The organism is Corynebacterium alimapuense (genome assembly GCF_003716585.1).
GTDB classification, from domain to species: domain Bacteria; phylum Actinomycetota; class Actinomycetes; order Mycobacteriales; family Mycobacteriaceae; genus Corynebacterium; species Corynebacterium alimapuense.
In genome coordinates, this window is the sequence record NZ_PTJO01000003.1 from 166,373 (window position 1) to 188,048 (window position 21,676).

A 21,676-nucleotide genomic window follows, 5' to 3' on the forward strand; every position below is an offset into this window, starting at 1 on the left:
CTACTGCCAGGTACGGAAAACACCCCTTTAGCCCGCATGTCCATAGTGGGACAAGCACGGGCTAAAGGGGTGTGGGCCATGGGCCGCGGAGAGGCTAGTTGCCTTCCTCGTGGTCGAGCAGGCCAGCGTCGATTTCGCGCAATGCGATTGACAGCGGCTTCTCACCCGGTTCCGGGGTCACCAGCGGGCCGATGAACTCAAAGACGCCATCGTCGTGCTGCTGGTAGTAGCTATTGATCTGGCGGGCCCGCTTGGCAGCGAAGATCACCAGGGCGTACTTGGACGAAACCCGATCCAACAGCTGGTCGATGGGCGGGGCAGTAATGCCCTCCGGCGGATCGAAGACAGCTGCGGACTGCTCGTTGCTCACGTTGGTCACTTGCACCTTTTCATGTGGGTTGAAAATTCTCTGGTCCTTGTTGCTGCGCAGGCCAACTAGTTGACCGCGCCCCTGGGACCTTATTTCAGGGAAGTGCCATGCAGGATAGCACTAATGGCGCTGACCGCGTCATCGACGTTGTCATTGACCACCACGTGATCAAACTCTGCTTGGCTAGCCAGCTCCTTGCGAGCGGTTTCCAATCGGCGTTTGATCACTTCTTGCGTCTCAGTCCCGCGTCCGGTCAAACGCTCAACGAGCACCTCCCAGGACGGGGGCGCCAAGAAGACGGTCTCTGCCTCTGGCATTGACTTCTTCACATTTCGAGCGCCTTCGAGGTCAACCTCGACTAGTACCGGGCGACCCTGCGCGAGGGCTTCCTGAACCGGCGCGGCCGGAGTACCAGAACGTTGCAGGCCACCGTGGATTTCTGCCCATTCGAGCATCCGCCCATGATCAATATTGTCCTGGAACTGTTCGACGGAGACAAAGAAATAATCAGTGCCATCTTCCTCGCCCGGGCGTGCCGTGCGAGTAGTCATGGAGACACTGAAGTAGAGCTGCTCGACATCAGCGCGTAGGCGATGGACCACAGTGGACTTGCCTACGGCGGAGGGGCCAGCCAGTACAACTAGCCGACCCGTTGAGTTTTTGCCGGGCATGTTCTAGTCCTCGGTGAAGCCGAAGCGCTCCAGGAGGGCGCGACGCTGACGGTCGCCGAGGCCACGCAGACGACGAGTCTGGGCGATCTCGAGCTCCTCCATGATCTCCTTAGCCTTGACCTTGCCGACCTTGGGAAGGGCTTCCAACAGGGCCGAGACCTTGGTCTTGCCGATGATCTCATCGGTCTGAGCCTGCTCCAAGACCTCCTTGAGGTTGGTGCCACCGCGCTTGAGCTTTTCCTTGAGCTCTGCACGGGTCTTGCGGGCTTCAGCAGCCTTAGCGAGGGCATCCTTGCGCTGCTCGTCGGTCAACTTGGGAAGGGCCACGGGGTTCCTCCGGTTCAGATGGGGGGGATAATTCGGATAATTCAGCCAAATCTTACAGCCGATTTCAGCAGTCTACTCATGTGTTTAACCACCTAAGCCTGCTGAACTTGGACCAGTTTAGCACCGGTGCCAGTTCAGTCCTATTGAGCGGGCCGTTTTAGCACGTCAACGGCCCGCAATTTCTAAAGTACCAGGACAGATCCCGATCAGCTCACAGGCTGCGACCTGGGAATTCACGGGCAGCAACCAGGGTTGCCTCCCGTAAATCGGCCACTACCGGCCCCGCAGAGAGCACTGCCCGAGAGATATTCGGGAAGGCTAATTGCTCCACGCCTGAGGCAATTCGGTCGACATCGGCGGCCGAACCACCCTGGGCTCCGACACCGGGCATCAGCACCGGGCCATTGAGCGCAGAAAGATCTGGAGCCGACGACAAGGTCGCTCCCACGACCACACCAATATTGCCTGCACCCTCATGCCCGGCATTGAGTGCCGCGCACTCATCGACTACTTGCTGGGAGATGCTACGACCGTCCTGCGCCAGGTGGTTTTGCAACACCACCGCCTCTGGATTTGAGGTAGCAGCCAACACGAACACTCCCCGACCAGTAGCCTCGGCCAGTTCGAATACGGGAGCCAACGCCCCCACACCTAGATAGGGCGACACCGTCACCGCATCAGCCCGAAGGGGGGAATCATCCCCCAGCCAAGCTTGGGCGTAGCCGGCCATGGTGGAGCCGATATCGCCACGCTTAGCATCGGCCACCGTGAGGCAACCTGCCTCGCGTAGCTGGGCAAGGGTATCTTCCAACACCTTGAATCCAGCGGAACCGAATCGCTCGTAGAAGGCAACCTGTGGCTTAACCAATGCGGCGGTGTCGGCGAAAGCCTCCACACACCGTTGGCTAAACTCGGCCAACCCGGCGACATCATCGCTGAGCCCCCAGGCTTTAAGCAGGGAGGCATGCGGATCGATGCCGACGCAGAGGCGTCCGCGGTCAGCGGCGGCGTCGAGAAGCTGTTGGCCGAACGTCACTATTACTGCCCCACCGAGTGATCGAGTTCCTGCAAAGCGCGGACCTCAAGGTTGCCCTTGCGCATGGCCTCAATGCCCTGGACTGCCGCAGTGACACCCTGAACGGTGGTCACTAGTGCCACGCCAACGCTCACGGCGGCTGCGCGGATGTCATAGCCATCATGGCGCGCACCGGCGGAACCGGCTGGGGTGTTGAGGATCAAGTCGATCTTGCGGCCTAAGATCAGGTCGACGATCGAGTCACCTTCAGCGCCTTCGCGGACATCGGAGGCCTTTTGGACGGTCTCACAATCAATGCCATTGCGGCGCAACATCGCGGCGGTTCCGGCAGTGGCGAAGATGGTAAAGCCCAAGCTCGAGAGGCGCTGGATCGGGAAAATCAGGGTGCGCTTGTCGCGGTTAGCCACGGAGACGAACACGTTGCCAGAGGTCGGAAGCTCGCCGAAAGCAGCGGCCTCGGCCTTGGCGTAGGCGGCACCAAAGTTGTCCGATAGGCCCATGACTTCACCGGTGGATTTCATCTCCGGGCTCAACAGGGTATCCAGCATGGATCCATCTGGGCGGCGGAACCGGTTGAAAGGCAAGACTGCTTCCTTGACCGCGATGGCATGATCCAACGGCAGCGAGCCACCGTCATAAGCCGTGGGGATCATTCCTTCAGCCTTGAGCTCATCCAGGCTAGCGCCGAGCATGATCCGAGAAGCAGCCTTGGCCAGGTGCACACCAGTGGCCTTGGAGACGAATGGCACCGTACGCGAGGCGCGCGGGTTGGCCTCAATGACGTAGAGAATATCGTCCTTGAGTGCGAACTGAACGTTCATCAAACCCTTGACACCGATACCGTGAGCCAGTGCCGCGGTAGAACGGCGGACCTGCTCGATATCTTCCGCACCAAGCGTCATTGGCGGCAAGGCACAGGCCGAGTCGCCGGAGTGAATGCCGGCTTCCTCGATATGCTCCATGACTCCGGCTAGGTAGACATCATCGCCGTCGCACAGGGCGTCAACGTCGATCTCGATGGCGGAGTCGAGGAAGCGGTCAACCAGGACTGGGTGCTCCGGGTTGAGCTCAGTGGAGCGCTCAATGTAGTCGAGCAATGCGGCCTCGTCGTAGACGATTTCCATGCCGCGTCCACCCAGAACATAGGAAGGACGCACCAAGACCGGGTAGCCGATCTCATTGGCCACATCGCGGGCCTGCTCGAAGGAAATAGCCGTACCAAAGGCCGGAGCAGGCAGCTCAGCCAGGCGCAGGACCTCGCCGAACTCGCCGCGGTCCTCGGCCAGGTTGATGGCCTCGGGAGAAGTACCCACGACCGGAACACCTGCATCAGCCAGCTGCTGAGCCAGACCCAGCGGAGTCTGACCGCCGAGCTGAACGATCACGCCAGCCACGGTGCCGGAGGTGGCCTCTGCGTGGTAGACCTCCATGACATCTTCGAAGGTCAGCGGCTCAAAGTAGAGACGATCGGCGGTGTCATAGTCAGTGGAGACGGTCTCCGGGTTGCAGTTGACCATGATGGTCTCGTAGCCCACTCGGGACAGCTCGAGTGCGGCGTGAACACAGGAGTAGTCGAACTCGATGCCCTGGCCAATGCGGTTAGGGCCGGAGCCGAGAATGATGACCTTGTCTTTTTCGGTCTGCGGTGCGACCTCGGACTCGGCATCAGGGTCTAGCTCATAAGCGGAGTAGTGGTACGGAGTCTTCGCTTCGAACTCGGCGGCACAGGTATCCACGGTCTTGAACACCGGGCGAATACCCAGCGACCAGCGCAGACGACGTACACCGGTCTCTCCGGCGAACTCTGGGCGCAGAGCCGCGATCTGTGCGTCGGACAGGCCCAGGTACTTGGCCTCACGCAGCAGATCTTCGTCGAGCACAGGAGCATCCTGCAGAATCTGGCGGAAATCGACGAGCTCTTTGAGCTCAGCCAGGAACCAAGGGTCAATGGAGGAAGCTTCATAAGCTTGCTCGATGCTTGCACCTAGACGCAGAGCGAGCTCGACGTCGTACATGCGGCCCTCAGTGGGACGCTTAAGGTCAGCCAGGACCGCCTCGAGGTCGCCGGCACGCTCGCCAGCGAAGAACTCATCGGGCTTAGTCCAGAAACCAGCCTGCTTTTGCTCGAGCGAGCGCATGACCTTGTTGAGCCCGGAGATGTAGTTACGGCCAATACCCATGGCCTCACCGACGGACTTCATCGTGGTGGTCAGGGTGTCGTCGGCGCCGGGGAACTTCTCGAAGGCAAAGCGCGGGGCCTTGACGATGACGTAGTCCAAGGTCGGCTCGAACGCGGCCGGGGTGACGCCGGTGATGTCGTTGGTGATCTCATCCAAGGTGTAGCCAATCGCCAGCTTGGCGGCGATCTTGGCAATCGGGAATCCAGTGGCCTTCGAAGCCAGTGCGGAGGAACGCGACACGCGCGGGTTCATCTCGATGGTGATCAACCGGCCATCGACGGGGTTGATGGCGAACTGGATGTTGCAGCCACCGGTGTCCACACCTACTGCACGGATGATCGCGATACCAAGGTCGCGCAGTTTCTGGAACTCGCGGTCAGTTAGGGTCAGCGCCGGGGCGATGGTCACCGAGTCACCGGTGTGCACGCCCATGGCGTCAACGTTTTCGATGGAGGCGATGACCACGACGTTGTCATCACCATCACGCATGAGCTCGAGCTCAAATTCCTTCCAGCCGAGGATGGACTCCTCGATCAGGACGTTGGCCTCCGGGGAGGCTGCGAGGCCACCGCCGGCGATGCGGTTGAGGTCTTCGTCGTTATAAGCCAAGCCGGAGCCCAGTCCACCCATGGTGAAGGAAGGGCGCACGACTACCGGCCAACCGAGCTCTTCGACGGTCGCGCGGACCTCGTCCATGTTGTGGCAGACGTTAGAGCGAGCGGATTCGCCACCGACGGAGGCAACGATGTCTTTGAACTTCTGGCGATCCTCGCCGCGCTCAATGGCATCGATGTCAGCGCCGATGAGCTCGACTCCAAACTTATCCAGGATGCCCAGGCGATCGAGCTGGATGGCAGCGTTGAGTGCGGTCTGTCCGCCCAAGGTAGCCAGTACAGCGTCGATCGGGTGGCCCTGCTCGATCTCCTTTTCGAAGATCTTCTCGATGTATTCCGGCTGGATCGGCTCGACGTAGGTGTGGTCGGCAAACTCCGGGTCGGTCATGATGGTGGCCGGGTTGGAGTTGATGAGGCTGACCCGCAGGCCCTCTTCTTTGAGAACACGGCAGGCCTGGGTGCCGGAGTAGTCAAACTCGCAGGCCTGGCCGATGACGATGGGACCGGATCCGATGACCAGGACGTGGTTGATGTCGTTGCGCTTAGGCATAGTTTTTTCAGTACCTTCCTGGTTCTTTACTTCGCGGACTCGTCCATCAAGGCGATGAACTGGTCGAACAGCGGGCTAGCGTCGTGGGGGCCGGCGGCGGATTCCGGATGGTACTGCACGGAGAAGGCCATGCCGTTATCGAGGGCAACTCCCTCAACCGTCTGATCGTTGAGGCACACGTGGGTCACTCGAGCCGGGCCGAAATCGGTCTCGAAGCTCTCCCCTGCCGGGGTCTCAAGTGCGAAGCCGTGATTCTGAGAGGTGATATCGATCTTTCCGGTGACCTTGTTGATTACTGGAACGTTGATACCGCGGTGACCGAACTTGAGCTTGAAGGTGCCAAGGCCCAGTGCGCGGCCCAAGATCTGGTTGCCGAAGCAAATACCAAACAGTGGGATCTTGGCTTCGATGACCTTGCGGGCCACCTCCACCATTTTGTCGGCGGTCGCCGGGTCACCAGGACCGTTGGAGAAAAACACCCCGTCTGGGTGGTACTGCGCCAACTCCTCGAAGGGAGTGTTCGCCGGAACGACGATGCTGCGGATGCCGCGCTTGGCAAAGTTATTCGGGGTGGCGGATTTAATACCCAAGTCATAGGCGACGATGGTGTATTTCTGCTCGCCTTGAGCCGGTACCTCATAGACCACATCGGTGGAGACCTCAGCGGAGAGATCCGCGCCTGCCATCGACGGCTGCGCTGCTACCTCGGCGACGAGTTTTTCCACCGGAGCGGTGGCTTGGTCGCCGATAAAGATTCCGGCGCCCATAGCACCGTGGTCGCGCAGGTGGCGAACCAATGCACGCGTATCGACGCCCTGGATGCCCACGACATCCTGGGCTTCCATCTCGGCGGTCAGGGTGCGCTGCGCGCGCCAGTTAGATACGCGGTGGGCCAGGTCACGGATGACTAGGCCGGCGACCCAGATGCGCTCATCATAGGATTCGCTGTCCTCATCGTTCCAGCCGGTATTACCGATCTGCGGGGCGGTAGCCACGACGATCTGCCGGTGGTAGGAGGGGTCAGTCATGGTCTCCTGGTAGCCGGTCATGGCGGTGGTGAACACGGCCTCACCGAAAGTGGTGCGGGCTGCTCCGAAGCTATAGCCGCGGAATACACGACCGTCCGCGAGGACGAGAACTGCGGGGACCCGGTTCGGGCGGGTGGAGGACGTCAAGGCGTCACCTTTCACAGGATTAGTGCGGGAAGAATACATATTCATATTATTCAGGTCTCTGTATCTTATACGAAAGTCTACGCTGCCTCGAACGGCTCAGCAGGAATGCCGTTCACACAGGTCAACCGACCGCGCAGGACAGTGGTGGTCACCCGGGTGGCAAATTCCATGCCCTCATAGGGATTATTTTCCGACTTCGAGGCCATCTCCCCTCCGCGTGCAGTCCAGGAAGAACCTGGATCAATAAGCGTCAGGTTCGCCGGCTCGCCGACCGCAATCGGCCGACCATGACCGGGCAAGCGCACGATCTCAGCGGGGCGTTCACTCATCACCTTGGCCACCCAGCGCCAATCAGCACGGCCGGAGCGTACGAAGATCTCCGCGATGATCGCTAGAGAAGTCTCCAGACCCAGCATGCCGGGACGGGCGTGCTCAAACTCGCAGCACTTTTCCTCCGAACCATGCGGGGCGTGGTCAGTGGCCACACAGTCGATGATTCCCTCGAGTAGTGCCTCACGTAGTGCCAGAGTGTCGTGCTCCTCGCGCAGCGGCGGGTTGACCCGATAGACACCGTCATAGGAGTTGAGCTTTTCATCGGTCAGCAGCAAATGGTGCGGGGTGGCCTCAGCAGTCATCGGGATGCCTTGGCCCTTGGCCCACTTAACCAGCTCGACGGTGCCGGTAGTCGAGGCATGGCAGACATGCACTCGGTTGCCGTAGTCACGGGCCAGCAGTGCATCGCGGGCCACGATGGACTCTTCGGCAGCACGCGGCCAACCGCGCAGACCCAACTTGGCTGCGGTCTCGCCCTCATGAGCGACCGCGCCTTCGGTCAAACGGGGCTCTTCTGAGTGCTGAGCCAGCAGCACGTCCTGGCCTTTGGCGTATTCCAATGCTCGGCGCATGATCATCGGATTATCCACGCACTTGCCGTCATCGGAGAACATCCGAACCTTAGCCTGGGAGCTGGCCATCATGCCGAACTCAGTGAGCTCTTTGCCCGCCAGTCCTTTGGTGATCGAGCCGACGGGGTGCACATCGCAAATACCGGCGTATTGGCTCTTGAACCAGACGGATTCAGCAATCACCGGCTGATCAGTGACCGGGCTGGTGTTAGCCATGGTGAACACTGCTGTGAATCCACCCTTGGCGGCAGCCTGGGAACCGGAGACGATGGTCTCGGTGTCTTCTCGGCCGGGCTCGCGCAGGTGAACATGAATATCAACCAGGCCGGGCAGCAGGACCTCGCCGTGCCCCGCGACCGTGTGGTCAGTCTCGGTGTCTCGGTCAGCGTCCACGGAGGTGATCACGCCATCTTCGATCAGGACGGTGACGGGCTCGCCTTCGCCGTAAAGGCGAACGTCGACAAGCTTGAGGGTGCCTTTGGCCGGAGGTGCTAGCGGGCCGGTTGCCGGAAAATCGGTGTGGGTCATGCGTGCTCCTTGACGGGCTGGTGATCGGCGGAATTCTCGCCGACGAGGAGGGTGAACAAAACTGCCATGCGCAGGTGAACTCCGTTGTTGACCTGTTGAAGGACAGCAGCGTTGTCATAATCGGCGACCGCGTAATTGATCTCCATGCCGCGCAGCATCGGGCCCGGGTGCATGATGATTGCCCCGGGTTTCATCTTTGCCGCGCGCTGCTTGGACAGACCATAGAAAGTCGCGTATTCGCGGTGGGAGGGGAAAAACCCGCCCTGCATCCGCTCAGTCTGGACGCGCAACATCATCACGACGTCGGCATCCGGGATCTCAGCATCGAAGTCCAAGGCAGTGCGCACTGGCCAATTGGCCACGCCAGCCGGCAACAAGGTCGGCGGAGCAACCAAGACCACCTCGGCGCCTAGCGCAGCGAGCAGATCAACATTCGAGCGCACAACGCGCGAGTGCAGTACGTCGCCGACGATGAGGACCTTGCGACCCTTGACATCGCCGATGCGCTGACGCATGGTCACCGCATCCAATAGTGCTTGGGTGGGGTGCTGATGAGAGCCATCGCCTGCGTTAATCACGCTCGGGCCCACCCCATTAGGAGCAACCCAATCGGCTACCAGTTGTGCGGCACCCGAAGATGGGTGGCGCATGATGATCGCATCCGCCCCGATTGAGGCCAAGGTCATCGCGGTGTCTTTGAGTGATTCACCCTTTTTCACCGAAGAAGACGACGCCGAAAGGTTAATGACATCGGCGCTCATCCACTTGCCCGCGGTTTCAAAAGAAGAGCGGGTGCGGGTGGAGTTTTCATAAAACAGCGAGTAAATCGTCCGGCCGCGCAAGGTAGGCAGCTTCTTGATCTCTCGGCCTTCGAGCGCTTCCCGAAAACGATCGGCCTCATCCATCAAGCCGATGATCTGATCGCGGCTCAAGTCCGCGATGGACAGCAAATGCTTCATCGATTGTTCTCCCGGTGCTCAGGGTGGGACAAAACAACCGCGTCACGGCCATCAATATCCCGGAGTAGGACGCTGACATCCTCCCAGCGTGAGGTGGGCAGATTCTTGCCCACATAATCGGCCCGGATGGGCAGCTGACGATGACCCCGGTCAACCAGGACCGCCAATTGGATGTTCTCCGGACGGCCAATATCGCGCAGGGCATCCAAGGCTGCGCGAATGGTGCGACCGGAAAAGAGCACGTCATCTACTAAGACGACCGTGCGACCATCAATTCCCGCGGTGGGAATCGTGGTGGGTTTCAACGCGCGATGAGGCTTCGAGCCCAAATCATCACGGTAGAGGGTGATATCAAGGGCGCCGACGGGCACAGCCACGCCGGAAAATTCCTCGATCTTTGCGGCCAGACGTTCAGCCAAGGGCACTCCCCCCGAAGGGATGCCCAAGAGCAAAACCGGCAGCGCGTCGGCGGAATCCAACGCGGTCTTCTCGATGATCTGGTGCGCGATGCGTGCGACTGTGCGTGCAACGTCGTCGGAGCCAAGTAGCTCGACAGACGTGGCAGGGACATTGCTTTCACTCATCGTGACCTCCTTCCCCGCCTCTCTGTGCGGTACTTAAAGGATGCCTGTCTATGGCGAATGATGTCTATGCTTGTAAGACTGCTGCTGATCTTAGCACCACGCACCCTGAACCGGGTGCGTATCTCAACGACGAAAGGGATCGAACCCGTGAGTCTTAGCGCCAAGCACGTCGTCCCCGCCACTAGGTCACAGGTCTGGGATTGGCATAGCCGTCAAGGTGCCCTGGCCCGCCTGACCCCGCCGTTTGCCCCGATCACCCCGGTGTCCCAGGCTGAAAGCCTGGCGAATGGAACCACGATCCTGGCTATGCCCGCCGGATTAAAGTGGATCGCACGCCATGACCTTTCTAATTATCGCCGTGGCTACCTCTTTACCGACGTGTGTACGTCTGCGCCCATCAAGATGCTGGCTAATTGGCGACACGTCCATGAATTTGCCGACCATGCAGACGGGACGTTGGTCACCGACACCGTCAATACCCGAGTCCCCGGGGCCGCACTGAAGTCGATGTTTGCCTACCGCCAACACCAGCTGATCAATGACCTCAGCTTCTTAGAGCGCATCAGCCACCTGCAGCCAGAGACTCCCCTGACGGTGGCCATCACCGGTTCCCGTGGGTTGGTGGGCCGTGCACTTAGCGCGCAGCTGACTACCTCCGGGCATAAGGTCATCCAACTGGTTCGTGGCAACCCCAAGCCCGGCCAGCGCGAATGGGATCTCGTCAGCCCAGATCCAGAACTACTAGCCGGCGTTGATGTCCTTATTCATCTAGCCGGCGAACCGATCTATGGTCGCTTTAATAACAGCCATAAACAGGCCATCCGTGACTCACGCATCGAGCCCACCCGCCGCTTGGCGGAATTGGTGTCCAATAGCCCCGATGTGTCCACCATGATCTCTGCCTCAGCGGTGGGCTACTACGGTGCTGATCGTGGCGAAGAAGAATTGGACGAGAGCGCTGATCGCGGCGAAGGCTTCCTCGCTGATGTGGTTTCCGATTGGGAAGAAGCCACCACCCCGGCTGCCAAGGCTGGAAAACGAGTCGTACGTATCCGCACCGGCGCAGTCATCTCCGGCGGCGGCGGACTACTCCCCCTACTCAAGGCACTGTTTTCCACCGGACTAGGCGGCAGCTTCGGCGATGGCAACTTCTGGTTTTCCTGGATCGCCCTCGATGATCTGACCGACATCATCGTCCGCAGCGCGCTTGATCCCGAACTATCCGGATCCATCAACGCCACCGCACCCAACCCCGTGCTCAACCGCGAGTTGACCTCTGCGCTCAGCAGCCAGCTCCACCGCCCAGCAATCATCCCCATCCCTACCCTGGGACCAGCCATCCTGCTGGGCAAAGAAGGCGCCAAGGAACTCGCGCTGGCCGATCAGCGCGTCATTCCGCAAAAGCTTATCGACGCCGCCCACACCTTCCGCTACCCCACCCTCGCTGAGGCTTTAGCCCATGAACTAGGTGGCGAAGAGCTCTGTGAGCCAGGGGTCGTGGCAGAAGGTGATGAGGTGGAGTGAGGTTGAGGTGTGGTGGAGGTGGTTGGGGGTCTGCTGCGTTGATGTGGTTAAGCGGCTGGTTTAGTTGCCGCTGGTGATGGCTATTTACCGGGCAGTCAGTCCAGGCTATTGGCCCACAGAATAGCTGGTTTAGCTCCCTGTGATCACCTGTTGATTAGAATTGTGTGCAACTTCGACAGCGTCATATTTGCAGCACCTGCAACCAGACCCTCGCCATCCTAAGAGGCAAAGAACTACGAGGGGTCTCTTCGTGGTCCATATCCGAAATCGGAATGCTGGCCTAGGTATTTTTAGCGGGCAACAATGAAAAGCCAACTGAAAACCCACGAACTGCAGCGTCATGAGTTAAGCAGTGCTGTCCATTGCACTAGAAGCCAGCAGACTTACCTTCAACGCGCTAAAGTGCTGGCAGTACGGCACAGCCTTCCACTCGCATTTCGAATCGCCTGACGATTTCGACCTCAAGTTTTAACGCATCTTGCACCCAGAGCCAGGGCGATGAGGTGAATTATTCGTACTGGTCCGCCGACTGCGACTCATTCGCTTTTGGATGCCCACATGCGGCAGATGAATGCCTTCGTGATTCCCCGACTACTCATGCGGGTTATGTAATCGTTTAAGAGACGCACCTAGGCGCTGATTAGAGATACACGAATAGTCTCGTCGACTCCGCCGCCTACGCTAGGTCGTAGAGACACTGATCGTAATCAATAATGCGATGATATTTATTGGACATTTCCTCACATCATCATCAAAAGAGCTATCGCCTAGGCATCAAGAAACCGAATAAAATAGCCTTCCCAAAGTACGATCGCCATAAGACTAGGCAGGAAAAGCCGTGGTGATCTTCCGAAGGATCTGCGGAACGTCGAACCTCGTCACGATACCTTGGAGCTTTCCGGTTGAGGTGCCGTCAACAGTTACCAATACAGTCGAGCGAAGGCTCTCACTCGATAGAAAATCACAGACCTTATTAGCGGACTCCCCCGGCTTGACGAACTTGGGCTGATCGTAGTCCTCTCCAAACTGGAGCACTGCCGAGACCGTCACAGCTTCCTCAATGAGGTGCCCCTGTTCACGGTGGACTGCATCACTGAGCCATCGGGCGAGTGCATTAGTTGTGAACAGAGCCTGGTATTTTCCTTCGTCGTAAATCGGGATTTGCGAAAATCCCTCTTTAATGACTAATTCTGCAGCATCAGCAAGTGAATCCGTCGGGGCTAATACAGCAGGATCCTTGATCATATAATCGTGAATCTTTGGCGGATTCTGAACCTTCTCCGCAATTTCTTCCATCGCGTTGACCGCATCTAAACGAGGAGTGGCCAATTTTACGCCGCTAAGGACATGAGAGTGCTGCATAACATTACGCAGATCTACGAGTATTTTAAGTGATTCCTGGTGATTACGGATTATTGGATTATTATTTTCGAGTGCATGATTACGCGCTTGCCCCAACCCCGAGAATTTTCTTCCATACTTCTTTTCAAGGGATGCTTTCATCGCTTCAGCAGCATTGAGGAAGCGGTCAGCGTAGTCAGAATCAGTAGCCATTTTCTCAGCATAGTATTTTCCCTGCTAAAGCAACGCTATCTGTCACCATTCTAGGTGGCTACACCCCCGTGCATCTGGTGACTGACACCCCGAGAAGTCTCGCCTCCAACCAAGAGCACACACCCAACAAAGCACGACAGTATCTAGACATCGAAGAGAGTTCTGTTCCATAAAGAGTACTGCCCTCCGCTGCCAAGCTAAAAGAGCTCGCCTTAACTTTAGTCACCTCAACCGTGACACCCACCTATCTAGAGGCCAGAAGACAGACACCGTTTCTTGCCTCTTTCTATCAACTAGACCACTGTCTCCATCCACATCACTAGCAAATAGACCGAGGTTCGATTCTTGACTGACCTCTCCTGTCCCAGGATTCTATAGCGGCTGAGATAGACCCCCTGCGCATATTGCAATCCCCCTCATTAGTATGGAATGTCTGAGGGTTTACCACCCTAGGTAGGGCCCTACTTTCAGGGATGCCGCAGCGGAGAGGATGGAAGCTAGACATGCGCAAGGATTCCCCAAGGTGGGTGGAGATTTCTCGCTCCGAGTACGATCATGAACGCGCTGGCTTGGATGCTCTGGGAGGGCTGATTCCCGATGCTGCCCCCTACCGGTTATGGACGAACTTCGAGTTCCAAGATTCACAAGGAACCTGGAATGAGGTTGACGCGCTGGTTCTCGGGCGTGGTCGGCTCCACTAATTGGAGCTAAAATGCTGGAGCGGGATCTTAAGTGGCGACGAGCACAATTGGAGGCTCACTGGAAAAAATAGGAGCATCTCAAACCGTAAATCGCCCACTCTGGCTACTAGACGCAAGGCACAGCGTCTGGCTAGCAAGCTGCAAACCGCATTGTGGGAAATCAAAGCTACAGCTGATTTTCCTATTCCTCCGGAATATCTCACGCCGCCGATAATCAAGGAAGGTGTACTGCTACACAGCGAATGCTTTCGCTCTCAGCTCAATGCCGATGGACAGATGAATGTCTTCACTCTGGACAGTCTGGCAAAGGAAGCGCATCTGCCTGGAATTACTGAACGAATCCTTGAGGCACCTGCTTATAACGAGATTGATGAAGAATTCGGCCGGGTCATGTTGACCTTGGCCATTGAGAAAATCTCTGGAGTAATCAACCGTCGGCAACGTGCTGGCTCATGGGAACTGACGCACAAGATCGACGACGCGAACGATCTAGTGGTCTGGGCAGCTAAGCACATTGACCATGATGAGAAAGCACTGATCAAGCTTCGCCCCATCTTTGCTGACGCGACAGAAGCAGACGCTCGCCGTGCGGAAAAAGCTGTAACCCGCGAATACAAGCTCCTGTCCTCACTTGCGCATCCCGGGATTGACTCGCCGAAGAGCCTCGAGAGGGTCGACAAATATGATCTACAAGCCTTGGTCTATCCAGAGCATTCAGGTTTTGAGTATCTTGACCTACTTCTTCCTAGATTAAAGCTAACTGCTGCCCAACAGGTGGAAATCATCCTGCAAATCGCAGATGCGGTTGCCTACGCTCATCGCAATAATGTCATCCACCGACAGTTAACCCCTGAAGCAATCCTGCTCAATGTCGCTGCTTTACAGGGAACCGAACCTCGAGTTGAGGTCAAAGTTACGGGTTGGGCTCAGGCAGTTCAGGTGAATGCTACGAAGGCATCTGAAACCCTGCTAGGAACAGTTCTCCAGCCGATGAGCACGACTGCTTCCTTCGACGTGGGCGTGAGTTTTCTGCCTCCAGAAGGCTATTTGGCAGACAGTGACGGTCAGCTTGCGGATCTATTTTCTCTCGGCGCACTAGCCTTTTTCATTCTCTCCGGTGGGCTGCAACCGGCGAATACCCGTGCTGATCTGATCACTCTGCTCAAAGAGCACGGTGGGCTAGATCTGGGTACCACTGGTGTTCAGGTGGAACCGCTATTACGGGAGTTGATCACCAAGGTCACTTCCGCTAGCCCGATGTGTCGCCGCAAGGCGGTGCTACCTGCTAATCCTCCAAGGGTCACTCCCACACCGGTGGAGCTGTTTGCCGGGAAACTTCGAGAACTTGCTCAAGATCGACGTCCTTTAATACAAGACGATCCGCTTCACACTCCCATCGGCGGGCTCATTGATGACCGGCTCGAGGTGATCAAGGTTCTCGGTTCCGGCTCAACCGCCCGTGGTATCTCAGTCTCTAATATCAACGATGAACCTGCTAAAACACATGTACTCAAGATGGGTATTACCCCGGATAAAGCCTCCACTCTCGCGGCTGAAGCAGAAACCCTACGCAGGCTAAATAGAGAACTCAGTGGGCACGAACATCGCAATCTATTTGTCACTTTGGTCGAGGAACTGCCAGCGCTATCGCCCATGTACGAGAAAAGAACTTCACCACTGGTGTACTCGCTCTCTACGACCCTACTAGTTGGGAAGGTCCCTCAATCCTTGAAGTTGCAGGTGCCAGAGTTGCCGTAATCGATGCTCCTACTCCATTGGTAATTCGTCAGGCCATCAGTTTCCCTATGCAAGGTGTCGATTTCACGGTTTTGGTCACTCCTTTGCTCGACGCTGACCTCCCCGATGACATTCTTGCCCACCTCACGCCCTTCCATCGGGTTAACATCCCTATTCCTGCTGATGCTCTCCGGGAACTATTCTCTGCTAGTACTCAACGACGTGGCATCATTCGCAACCGTCGCGATATCGCTGGCGTCGTAGAGTATCTCGCCCGTTGCGACGGCGATCCTGTCGACCTCACCCCTGCTTCAACAGGTGTGCTTACTGCCGCGCACCTGCACCATCAGCTGCTCACTGTCGGGGTTGGCTTGCCAACAACGCCTAATATGTCCTCGGTCATCGCATGGTCGCTTGATCCTGCATCAGTATCTAGATGGGCTGATTTCGTTAACTCCGTCTCGCCCGAGGTGAGAGAAAGCGCAGTGGAGTGGCTACGGACTCGGTTAGGTGAAGGGTCAGGCGCACTGGTGCGCTATCTCAACGCTCACGGTCCACGGGATCTGGCGGCCTGGGGTCTGGTAGCCGAAGTTGTCAGACCAGGACCCGGTATCGATAACGCTGCTCGTGCAGGTGCCGAAGCTGCTTTCCGAATCACCACCGGCACTGGCCCTCCCTCCGACCTAGAGCTAGAAGCCTGGGCGAATGCCTCTATTTCAGTATTTTCCTCTAATCAACGCTCAACTGCTCAGTTCGATGAATGGCGTAAATTGGCCGCCGGCCGAGCTGAAGAGTTCATTACCGCTGAGTCCAAACTTGGTGCCCGGAATTTGCTCTATCGCTCCCAGGTATGCAGAGGGGCACTCAGTGCTCGGATTGCCAAGCTCACGGAAGCACTTTCTGCTTGGTATGCAGACCCCCAAGAAATTGGCATCGCAGACGCCTTGGCTTCAGTTCAGTCCCACGCCTCTAGCAGTACAAAGCACCCGGATATTGCTGTCGCTATGGCACTAATACGAATGATCAATTGGTTGCGTACTCCTGCTGTATCAACTCCGAGCACGCTATCGGATTGGTTGAAGTACTACCGCCGTGACATCAGCTGGCTAGATGTTTGTATCAACCGAGCTTGGGGCAATCAATCGACTTCAGAGCTGGCACGACTATCCCACCGAGTGCTCGACGAGGTTCGTCCCCGACGCAACACCCTCGACCGTGAGTTTGCGGCTGTAGCGGCGAACACTGCCGCCGAGAGGCACACCGCCGGTAGCGTTCTCCTGGCAGAAGATGTTCTCGACCGTGTCGTAGCTCCCCTTCTCGAGGATCCCTCCAACCCCCGACCAGTACTCATGATCGTGCTTGACGGCATGAGCATCCCTGCCGCAAACATCCTAGTGGATAACATCCTCTCCAATCCCAACGAAGACTGGCAAGAAGCGATCCCTGACGAAGAAGAACTCTCCACTGCTCTCAGCGTCTTACCAAGCGTTACTACTTTCGCCCGCACTAGTTTGATTTCCGGAAAGCTCAACACCGGCGGACAAGCCTCCGAGCGCGCCGGACTAGAAGCATGGGCTTCCGCTCATCTAAAAAACCAGTCAACTGGATGGAGCCTGCAACACAAAGCAGACTTAGATGCAGGAATAGTGGACAGTATCCGTGTTCAGGTCGAAGACACGGAACGCAATAAGCTGGTCGTGGCAGTTCTTAACACCATCGACGATGCCTTAGACAAATCTGACCCCATCGAGCGAGTTTGGGATGTTCAAGACATCACCCACCTGCACCCTCTGTTGCAATCTGCTGCAGCCGTAGGCCGAACGGTGCTCTTTGTTTCGGATCATGGGCATGTGCTCGAACGACACGATACTTCCCCCACTCCTGGAGGCACAGGCACTGCACGATGGCGTGAACCACTTTCCCCGCCGCAAGAGGGTGAGACATTGATCTCCGGCTCCCGAGTGCTCAGTGCTTCCGGTGAGGCCATCTTGGCCGTCGATGAAGGTATCCGTTATACCTCACGCAAGGCTGGATATCACGGTGGACTCAGTCTTTCTGAAGTTGCCACGCCAGTGACTATCTTGACCAACTCGGTAAGCACATTAGCGAATCGTCTTTCCAATTTTCCGCTCACTACAGGCAGTTCAGACACTCGCTATCCCGAATGGTGGAATCGCCGCCAGGACAACGAGCGGCCAGTCACTCCCACGCCCGTCAAGAAAAGAAAGAAACCAGTCGATGAATCCCCAGCGCTCTTTGATACACCGGATATTGATACCCTCCGGAGTGAACTACTTCCAGACCTAGAGCGCAACACTCTTTTCCGGGCACAGACCACATCCTTCCCAGTGGATGGTCGCTCTCGAAAGCAGATTGCAGAACTAATTCGCAAGATCGCCACCAACAGCGGACGCCTTCCAATTTCTACTCTCCGAGAGACCTGGCAGCTCGGTCCCATCCAGTTGCGTGGCGTCATTTCTACGCTGCTGCGTATCCTGAATATAGACGGGGTTCAGGTACTCGAACAGCAGGATTCGGACCTTGTACTCAACCGAAACCTCCTGGCAGAACAGTTCGATGTGAAGGATGTCTGACGCTATGACCGAGGTTTCTCCCGCCCGCCGCACTGCGATCATCGACGCTTTGCGTCGGGGCACCGTGCCGGCTTCAGGGCTCGACCAGTTAGCAGTTGGCCTCGATCAACTCAAACCAGTCATTGTAGAAGAATTAGATAAAGTCGCTGGTGGAGCTGCAGTTTTCAAAGCAATCCGGGGCGAATACGGATCTGGCAAGACCTTTGCTTCTCGTTGGGTTCAGCAACACGCTTTGGCACGAAACTTCGCGGTAGCTGAAGTTCAAATCTCAGAGCTAGAAACCCCGCTACACAAACTAGAGACTGTCTACCGACGAGCCACGGAAAGCATACACACCACAGCATTTGGAACTGGCGGGTTCCGCATGATTCTTGATACCTGGCTCTACCAGGTAGAGAAAGATTCGCATGGTTCCGATGAGGTCGCTGACTCAATAGTCGAGCAACGGCTGGCTGCCGTTGCTGCGACCGCACCTGTGTTTCCGCTGGCGTTACGCGCTTACCGTAACTCCATCCTCGAAGAAGACGTCACGACCGCTGATGGGCTAGCGGCGTGGCTTGGCGGACAACCGTCCGTCGCTGCATCCATCAAACGCCGGGCTGGAGTCAAAAGCGAGCTCGACCACTACACCGCTATGGGGTTTCTCCGAGGGCTGGTGGAAATTTTGCGTGGTTCGGGGCATGCTGGTTTAGTCTTGGTTCTCGATGAAGTAGAAACCTTGCAGAGGATGCGTGCAGATTCTCGAGAAAAAGCACTCAACGCACTTCGTCAGTGGATCGACGAGATCGATGCTGGCCACTATCCTGGCCTCTACCTTCTCATTACCGGCACCACGGCTTTCTTCGAAGGAAACCAAGGCGTGCGTCGCCTTCCTCCGTTAGATTCCCGATTGAGAGTCGATTTCTCCGGTGACCCCCGATGGGACAACCCTCGTTTACCGCAGATCCGTCTACAAGGCTTCACCAAAGATCGACTCATCGAGGTAGGTCTCAAAGTTCGTGATCTCTACGCTGGTGGTTCTTCAACTGGAGATCGAATCCTGACGGCCGCCGATGATGCCTTCGTAGCCGATCTTGCAGACACTGTCGCAGGTGTGCTTGGTGGTCAGGTGGGAGTTGCTCCACGGCAATTCTTGCGGACCCTCATCGATGTCCTCGATCGGATAGACCTTCACCCTTCCTTCGATCCGCGAACCGACTACAGCGTCTCAATCCCTGAATCAACCATGTCTGAGAATGAACGCGCCGCTGCACACAACGTAGTGACCAATCCGGATGACATCGAGTTGTGACTAACCTCGGCATCAACGCCCTTCACCCGGTAATTATTCACCACATTGTCTCCACTTTGAGGTGGCCGGGTCTGCGTCCTCTCCAGGAACAAGCTGTCGCTCCGTTGATTTCCGGAGAAGACGCAATCCTGTTAGCACCGACGGCCGGTGGGAAAACAGAGGCCGCAGCTTTCCCGATCCTCTCTCGGATGACTACTGAAGAATGGTCTGGTGTTTCTGTACTATATCTCTGCCCTATAAAAGCACTACTAAACAACCTAGAACCCCGTTTGGCCGAATATGCTGCCTGGCTCGGCCGCCGCGTAGCGGTCTGGCACGGCGACATCGGGCAATCTGCCCGCCGACGGATTATCGCTGACCCTCCCGATATTCTGCTGACCACACCAGAATCTTTGGAAGCTATTATGGTCAGCCGAGGAGTCGACGCTGCGAGCTTTCTAGGTAGCATAAACACAGTCATCATTGATGAGGTACACGCCTTCGCCGGCGATGATCGCGGATGGCATCTATCAGCGGTGTTATCCCGTGTGGAATCGTTTACCGGCCATCAGTTGCAACGAATCGGAATGTCGGCGACCGTGGGAAATCCACAAGCGCTACTGTCTTGGCTCCAAGGCGGCAGGGCGGATCGTCCTGGTCGCGTATTATCCCCCGAAGTGACTCCAGGATCGCTGGTTCAGGCCGAGATCACTGTTGATTATGTTGGCAGCATTTCTTCTGCCTCCCTGTTGATCTCAAAACTTCATCAAGGGGAGAAACGACTTGCCTTTGTGGATTCTCGCCGTATGGCGGAAGAACTCGGCACTGCTCTCCATGAGCGCGGAGTTCGGGTATATTTGTCTCATTCCTCGTTATCTGCTGACGAGCGTCGGCGTGCAGAGGACGCTTTCGCCAACGACCGCGACTGTATTATCGTGGCCACCTCCACTCTAGAATTGGGCATCGATGTCGGCGATCTAGATCGAGTGATACAGATCGGCACCCCTGGCACTGTTTCATCGTTTTTACAACGTCTTGGCCGCACCGGACGACGCTCCGGTTCCTCTCGAAACTGCTTGTTGATCACTATCGATGACGAAGATGGACTCATTCATACCCTTGGACTCCTGCAAGCTTGGTCCCGCGGCTTTGTTGAAGAGGTCACTGCCCCACCGTTACCCCGGCATCTAGCTGCCCAACAGTTTCTAGCTGCAGCGCTCAGCGACGGCACCATCAATCTGGGGACTTGGCATCGGCTGTGGGAATCTACTCCCTTGATGTCTAGAGACGTCCTCGGAATCGATCCGGAGGAAATACTCAACCATCTAATATCTTCCGGAATGTTAGAGACTGACGGTGGACAAGCTTTCATCGGCATCGAGGCCGAAAGAGCTTTTGGACATAGACATTTCATGGAACTGCTTTCTGCATTCACCACCCCACCGGTGTTCACTGTCACGGATGGGCGCTACGACATAGGTACCGTCGAGCTTCGAACCATGCTCTCGGCTTCAAATTCCGGTTCACCCGGCCCCGCTGCACCTATGACAATGTCGCTAGCTGGCAGGTACTGGAAAGTTGTCTCCGTTGACTGGCGCAGGCGCCGCTTAGTGGTGGAAAGAGCAGACACTGGTGCGATCACACGATGGGGATCTGTCTCGCGAGGCTTCGGCGCCGAGGTCACATCTGGGATGCTCAAAGTACTACTCGGAGAAGATCCCGCAGGTGTAGTCATGACTCGGCGAGCTGCCGATTTACTCGGCCATCTGAGAGATGAATACGCCGAGCTGACTCCTACTCATGGTTTCCACTATCTTCCTGCTACTAGCGATACTGCCTATGGTCATCTATGGACTTGGGCAGGAACTGTGGCCAACCAGCAATTGGTGGCAGATCTTAGCTCCCAACTGGGAGAAGAACTCGCTCCACAGCGTCAACGAATTAGACATGACCGCATCTTTGTCCACTATGGTGTCCCTGAGTCAGAGCTACGCGAACGAATCCGTTTAGCCAATAATCTTCCCTCAGGACAACGACCACTACCGGAAGTTAACGAAGATGCCCTCGACGAATTGAAATTCTCGCAAGCACTGCCGGCGCAGTGGGCAATGCAAGTATTAGAAACACGGCTAGTCACGCCCTAAAACATGGAATCCATGCTCATGCTGCCTAAACTGTGGGACTAGAACCACTGGAGCCTGCTGAAATAGATCTCAGAGCATCCGCTGCCATCTGATGTGAGCTCTTCTTAGAGTTGTGCCATCGACAGATCTCCCCTACAAGGAGAATCTCCAAAATGACCAGAAATTACCAATACTCAGAGCACTGAAATAGCAAGATCTCAGCGTTCCACACTACTTTCCTGGTATTCATACCTACCACCCATGGTCAGGTATT

General features: G+C 56.8%; 16 protein-coding genes. 6 read left to right on the top strand and 10 right to left on the bottom strand.

The annotated features are described in order from the left end of the window. Positions 1-94: 94 nt before the first annotated feature. The 9 genes from rpoZ to pyrR all read right to left on the bottom strand — a co-directional run bounded on the left by rpoZ (position 95) and on the right by pyrR (position 9,899). A complete protein-coding gene (gene rpoZ, locus C5L39_RS02230; RefSeq protein ID WP_123047265.1) occupies positions 95-379 on the bottom strand; it encodes a DNA-directed RNA polymerase subunit omega in 285 nt (94 codons plus the stop codon). 80 nt (positions 380-459) lie between these two features. Further along, positions 460-1,041: a guanylate kinase gene (gmk, locus tag C5L39_RS02235; protein ID WP_123047266.1), complete on the bottom strand. Its 582-nt coding sequence runs from the start codon at positions 1,039-1,041 to the stop codon at positions 460-462. Positions 1,042-1,044: 3 nt separating this feature from the next. Then, positions 1,045-1,368, bottom strand: coding sequence for an integration host factor, actinobacterial type (gene mihF, locus C5L39_RS02240; RefSeq protein WP_123047267.1), 324 nt, complete (start codon positions 1,366-1,368; stop codon positions 1,045-1,047). A 211-nt stretch (positions 1,369-1,579) separates the two neighbouring features. Then, complete coding sequence (gene pyrF / locus C5L39_RS02245; RefSeq protein ID WP_123047268.1) at positions 1,580-2,404, bottom strand: orotidine-5'-phosphate decarboxylase; 825 nt, start codon at positions 2,402-2,404, stop codon at positions 1,580-1,582. Positions 2,405-2,406: 2 nt separating this feature from the next. Continuing rightward, the gene (carB, locus tag C5L39_RS02250) at positions 2,407-5,748 is read right to left on the bottom strand and encodes a carbamoyl-phosphate synthase large subunit (protein ID WP_123047269.1); all 3,342 of its coding nucleotides are present in this window, start codon (positions 5,746-5,748) and stop codon (positions 2,407-2,409) included. Positions 5,749-5,774: 26 nt separating this feature from the next. After that, positions 5,775-6,962, bottom strand: coding sequence for a glutamine-hydrolyzing carbamoyl-phosphate synthase small subunit (gene carA / locus C5L39_RS02255; protein WP_123047270.1), 1,188 nt, complete (start codon positions 6,960-6,962; stop codon positions 5,775-5,777). A 38-nt stretch (positions 6,963-7,000) separates the two neighbouring features. Next, entirely contained in the window at positions 7,001-8,356 is a 1,356-nt protein-coding gene (locus C5L39_RS02260; protein WP_123047271.1) for a dihydroorotase, read from the bottom strand. Then, positions 8,353-9,315 carry an aspartate carbamoyltransferase catalytic subunit gene (locus tag C5L39_RS02265; RefSeq protein ID WP_123047272.1) on the bottom strand — a complete coding sequence of 321 codons (963 nt, stop codon included), beginning with the start codon at positions 9,313-9,315 and terminating at the stop codon, positions 8,353-8,355. The genes C5L39_RS02260 and C5L39_RS02265 overlap by 4 nt, the downstream gene beginning before the upstream one ends. Further along, positions 9,312-9,899, bottom strand: a complete 588-nt coding sequence (gene pyrR / locus C5L39_RS02270) for a bifunctional pyr operon transcriptional regulator/uracil phosphoribosyltransferase PyrR (protein WP_123047273.1) — start codon at positions 9,897-9,899, stop codon at positions 9,312-9,314. Before pyrR ends, C5L39_RS02265 begins: the two co-directional genes overlap by 4 nt. A 147-nt stretch (positions 9,900-10,046) precedes the next feature. Here pyrR and C5L39_RS02275 point away from each other — a divergent pair, with 147 nt between their 5' ends. After that, positions 10,047-11,423: a TIGR01777 family oxidoreductase gene (locus tag C5L39_RS02275; RefSeq protein WP_123047782.1), complete on the top strand. Its 1,377-nt coding sequence runs from the start codon at positions 10,047-10,049 to the stop codon at positions 11,421-11,423. 822 nt (positions 11,424-12,245) lie between these two features. Here C5L39_RS02275 and C5L39_RS02280 read toward each other — a convergent pair. Next, entirely contained in the window at positions 12,246-12,977 is a 732-nt protein-coding gene (locus C5L39_RS02280; protein ID WP_123047274.1) for a CBS domain-containing protein, read from the bottom strand. Between the two features lie 503 nt (positions 12,978-13,480). On the opposite strand from C5L39_RS02280, the gene C5L39_RS02285 reads away from it, so the two are divergent. The 5 genes from C5L39_RS02285 to C5L39_RS02305 all read left to right on the top strand — a co-directional run bounded on the left by C5L39_RS02285 (position 13,481) and on the right by C5L39_RS02305 (position 21,423). Continuing rightward, on the top strand, positions 13,481-13,678 hold the full coding sequence (locus tag C5L39_RS02285; RefSeq protein WP_123047275.1) for a hypothetical protein: 198 nt from the start codon (positions 13,481-13,483) through the stop codon (positions 13,676-13,678). A 276-nt stretch (positions 13,679-13,954) separates the two neighbouring features. Continuing rightward, positions 13,955-15,436 (top strand): protein kinase domain-containing protein, encoded by a 1,482-nt coding sequence (locus C5L39_RS02290; RefSeq protein WP_123047276.1) that lies wholly within the window; start codon positions 13,955-13,957, stop codon positions 15,434-15,436. Further along, the gene (gene pglZ / locus C5L39_RS02295; RefSeq protein WP_245974883.1) at positions 15,325-18,009 is read left to right on the top strand and encodes a BREX-2 system phosphatase PglZ; all 2,685 of its coding nucleotides are present in this window, start codon (positions 15,325-15,327) and stop codon (positions 18,007-18,009) included. The genes C5L39_RS02290 and pglZ overlap by 112 nt, the downstream gene beginning before the upstream one ends. Positions 18,010-18,013: 4 nt before the next feature. After that, positions 18,014-19,300 carry a BREX system ATP-binding protein BrxD gene (gene brxD, locus C5L39_RS02300; protein ID WP_123047278.1) on the top strand — a complete coding sequence of 429 codons (1,287 nt, stop codon included), beginning with the start codon at positions 18,014-18,016 and terminating at the stop codon, positions 19,298-19,300. Continuing rightward, positions 19,297-21,423 carry a DEAD/DEAH box helicase gene (locus C5L39_RS02305; RefSeq protein WP_197714706.1) on the top strand — a complete coding sequence of 709 codons (2,127 nt, stop codon included), beginning with the start codon at positions 19,297-19,299 and terminating at the stop codon, positions 21,421-21,423. The genes brxD and C5L39_RS02305 overlap by 4 nt, the downstream gene beginning before the upstream one ends. The last annotated feature ends 253 nt before the right edge of the window (positions 21,424-21,676 follow it).

Bases quoted from the DNA above. Each gene is read 5' to 3' on its own strand.
- gmk (WP_123047266.1), bottom strand. From the start codon at position 1,041: ATGCCCGGCAAAAACTCAACGGGTCGGCTAGTTGTACTGGCTGGCCCC.
- carB (WP_123047269.1), bottom strand. From the start codon at position 5,748: ATGCCTAAGCGCAACGACATCAACCACGTCCTGGTCATCGGATCCGGT.
- carA (WP_123047270.1), bottom strand. From the start codon at position 6,962: ATGTATTCTTCCCGCACTAATCCTGTGAAAGGTGACGCCTTGACGTCC.
- C5L39_RS02260 (WP_123047271.1), bottom strand. From the start codon at position 8,356: ATGACCCACACCGATTTTCCGGCAACCGGCCCGCTAGCACCTCCGGCC.
- C5L39_RS02265 (WP_123047272.1), bottom strand. From the start codon at position 9,315: ATGAAGCATTTGCTGTCCATCGCGGACTTGAGCCGCGATCAGATCATC.
- pyrR (WP_123047273.1), bottom strand. From the start codon at position 9,899: ATGAGTGAAAGCAATGTCCCTGCCACGTCTGTCGAGCTACTTGGCTCC.
- C5L39_RS02280 (WP_123047274.1), bottom strand. From the start codon at position 12,977: ATGGCTACTGATTCTGACTACGCTGACCGCTTCCTCAATGCTGCTGAA.
- C5L39_RS02285 (WP_123047275.1), top strand. From the start codon at position 13,481: ATGCGCAAGGATTCCCCAAGGTGGGTGGAGATTTCTCGCTCCGAGTAC.
- C5L39_RS02290 (WP_123047276.1), top strand. From the start codon at position 13,955: ATGAATGTCTTCACTCTGGACAGTCTGGCAAAGGAAGCGCATCTGCCT.
- brxD (WP_123047278.1), top strand. From the start codon at position 18,014: ATGACCGAGGTTTCTCCCGCCCGCCGCACTGCGATCATCGACGCTTTG.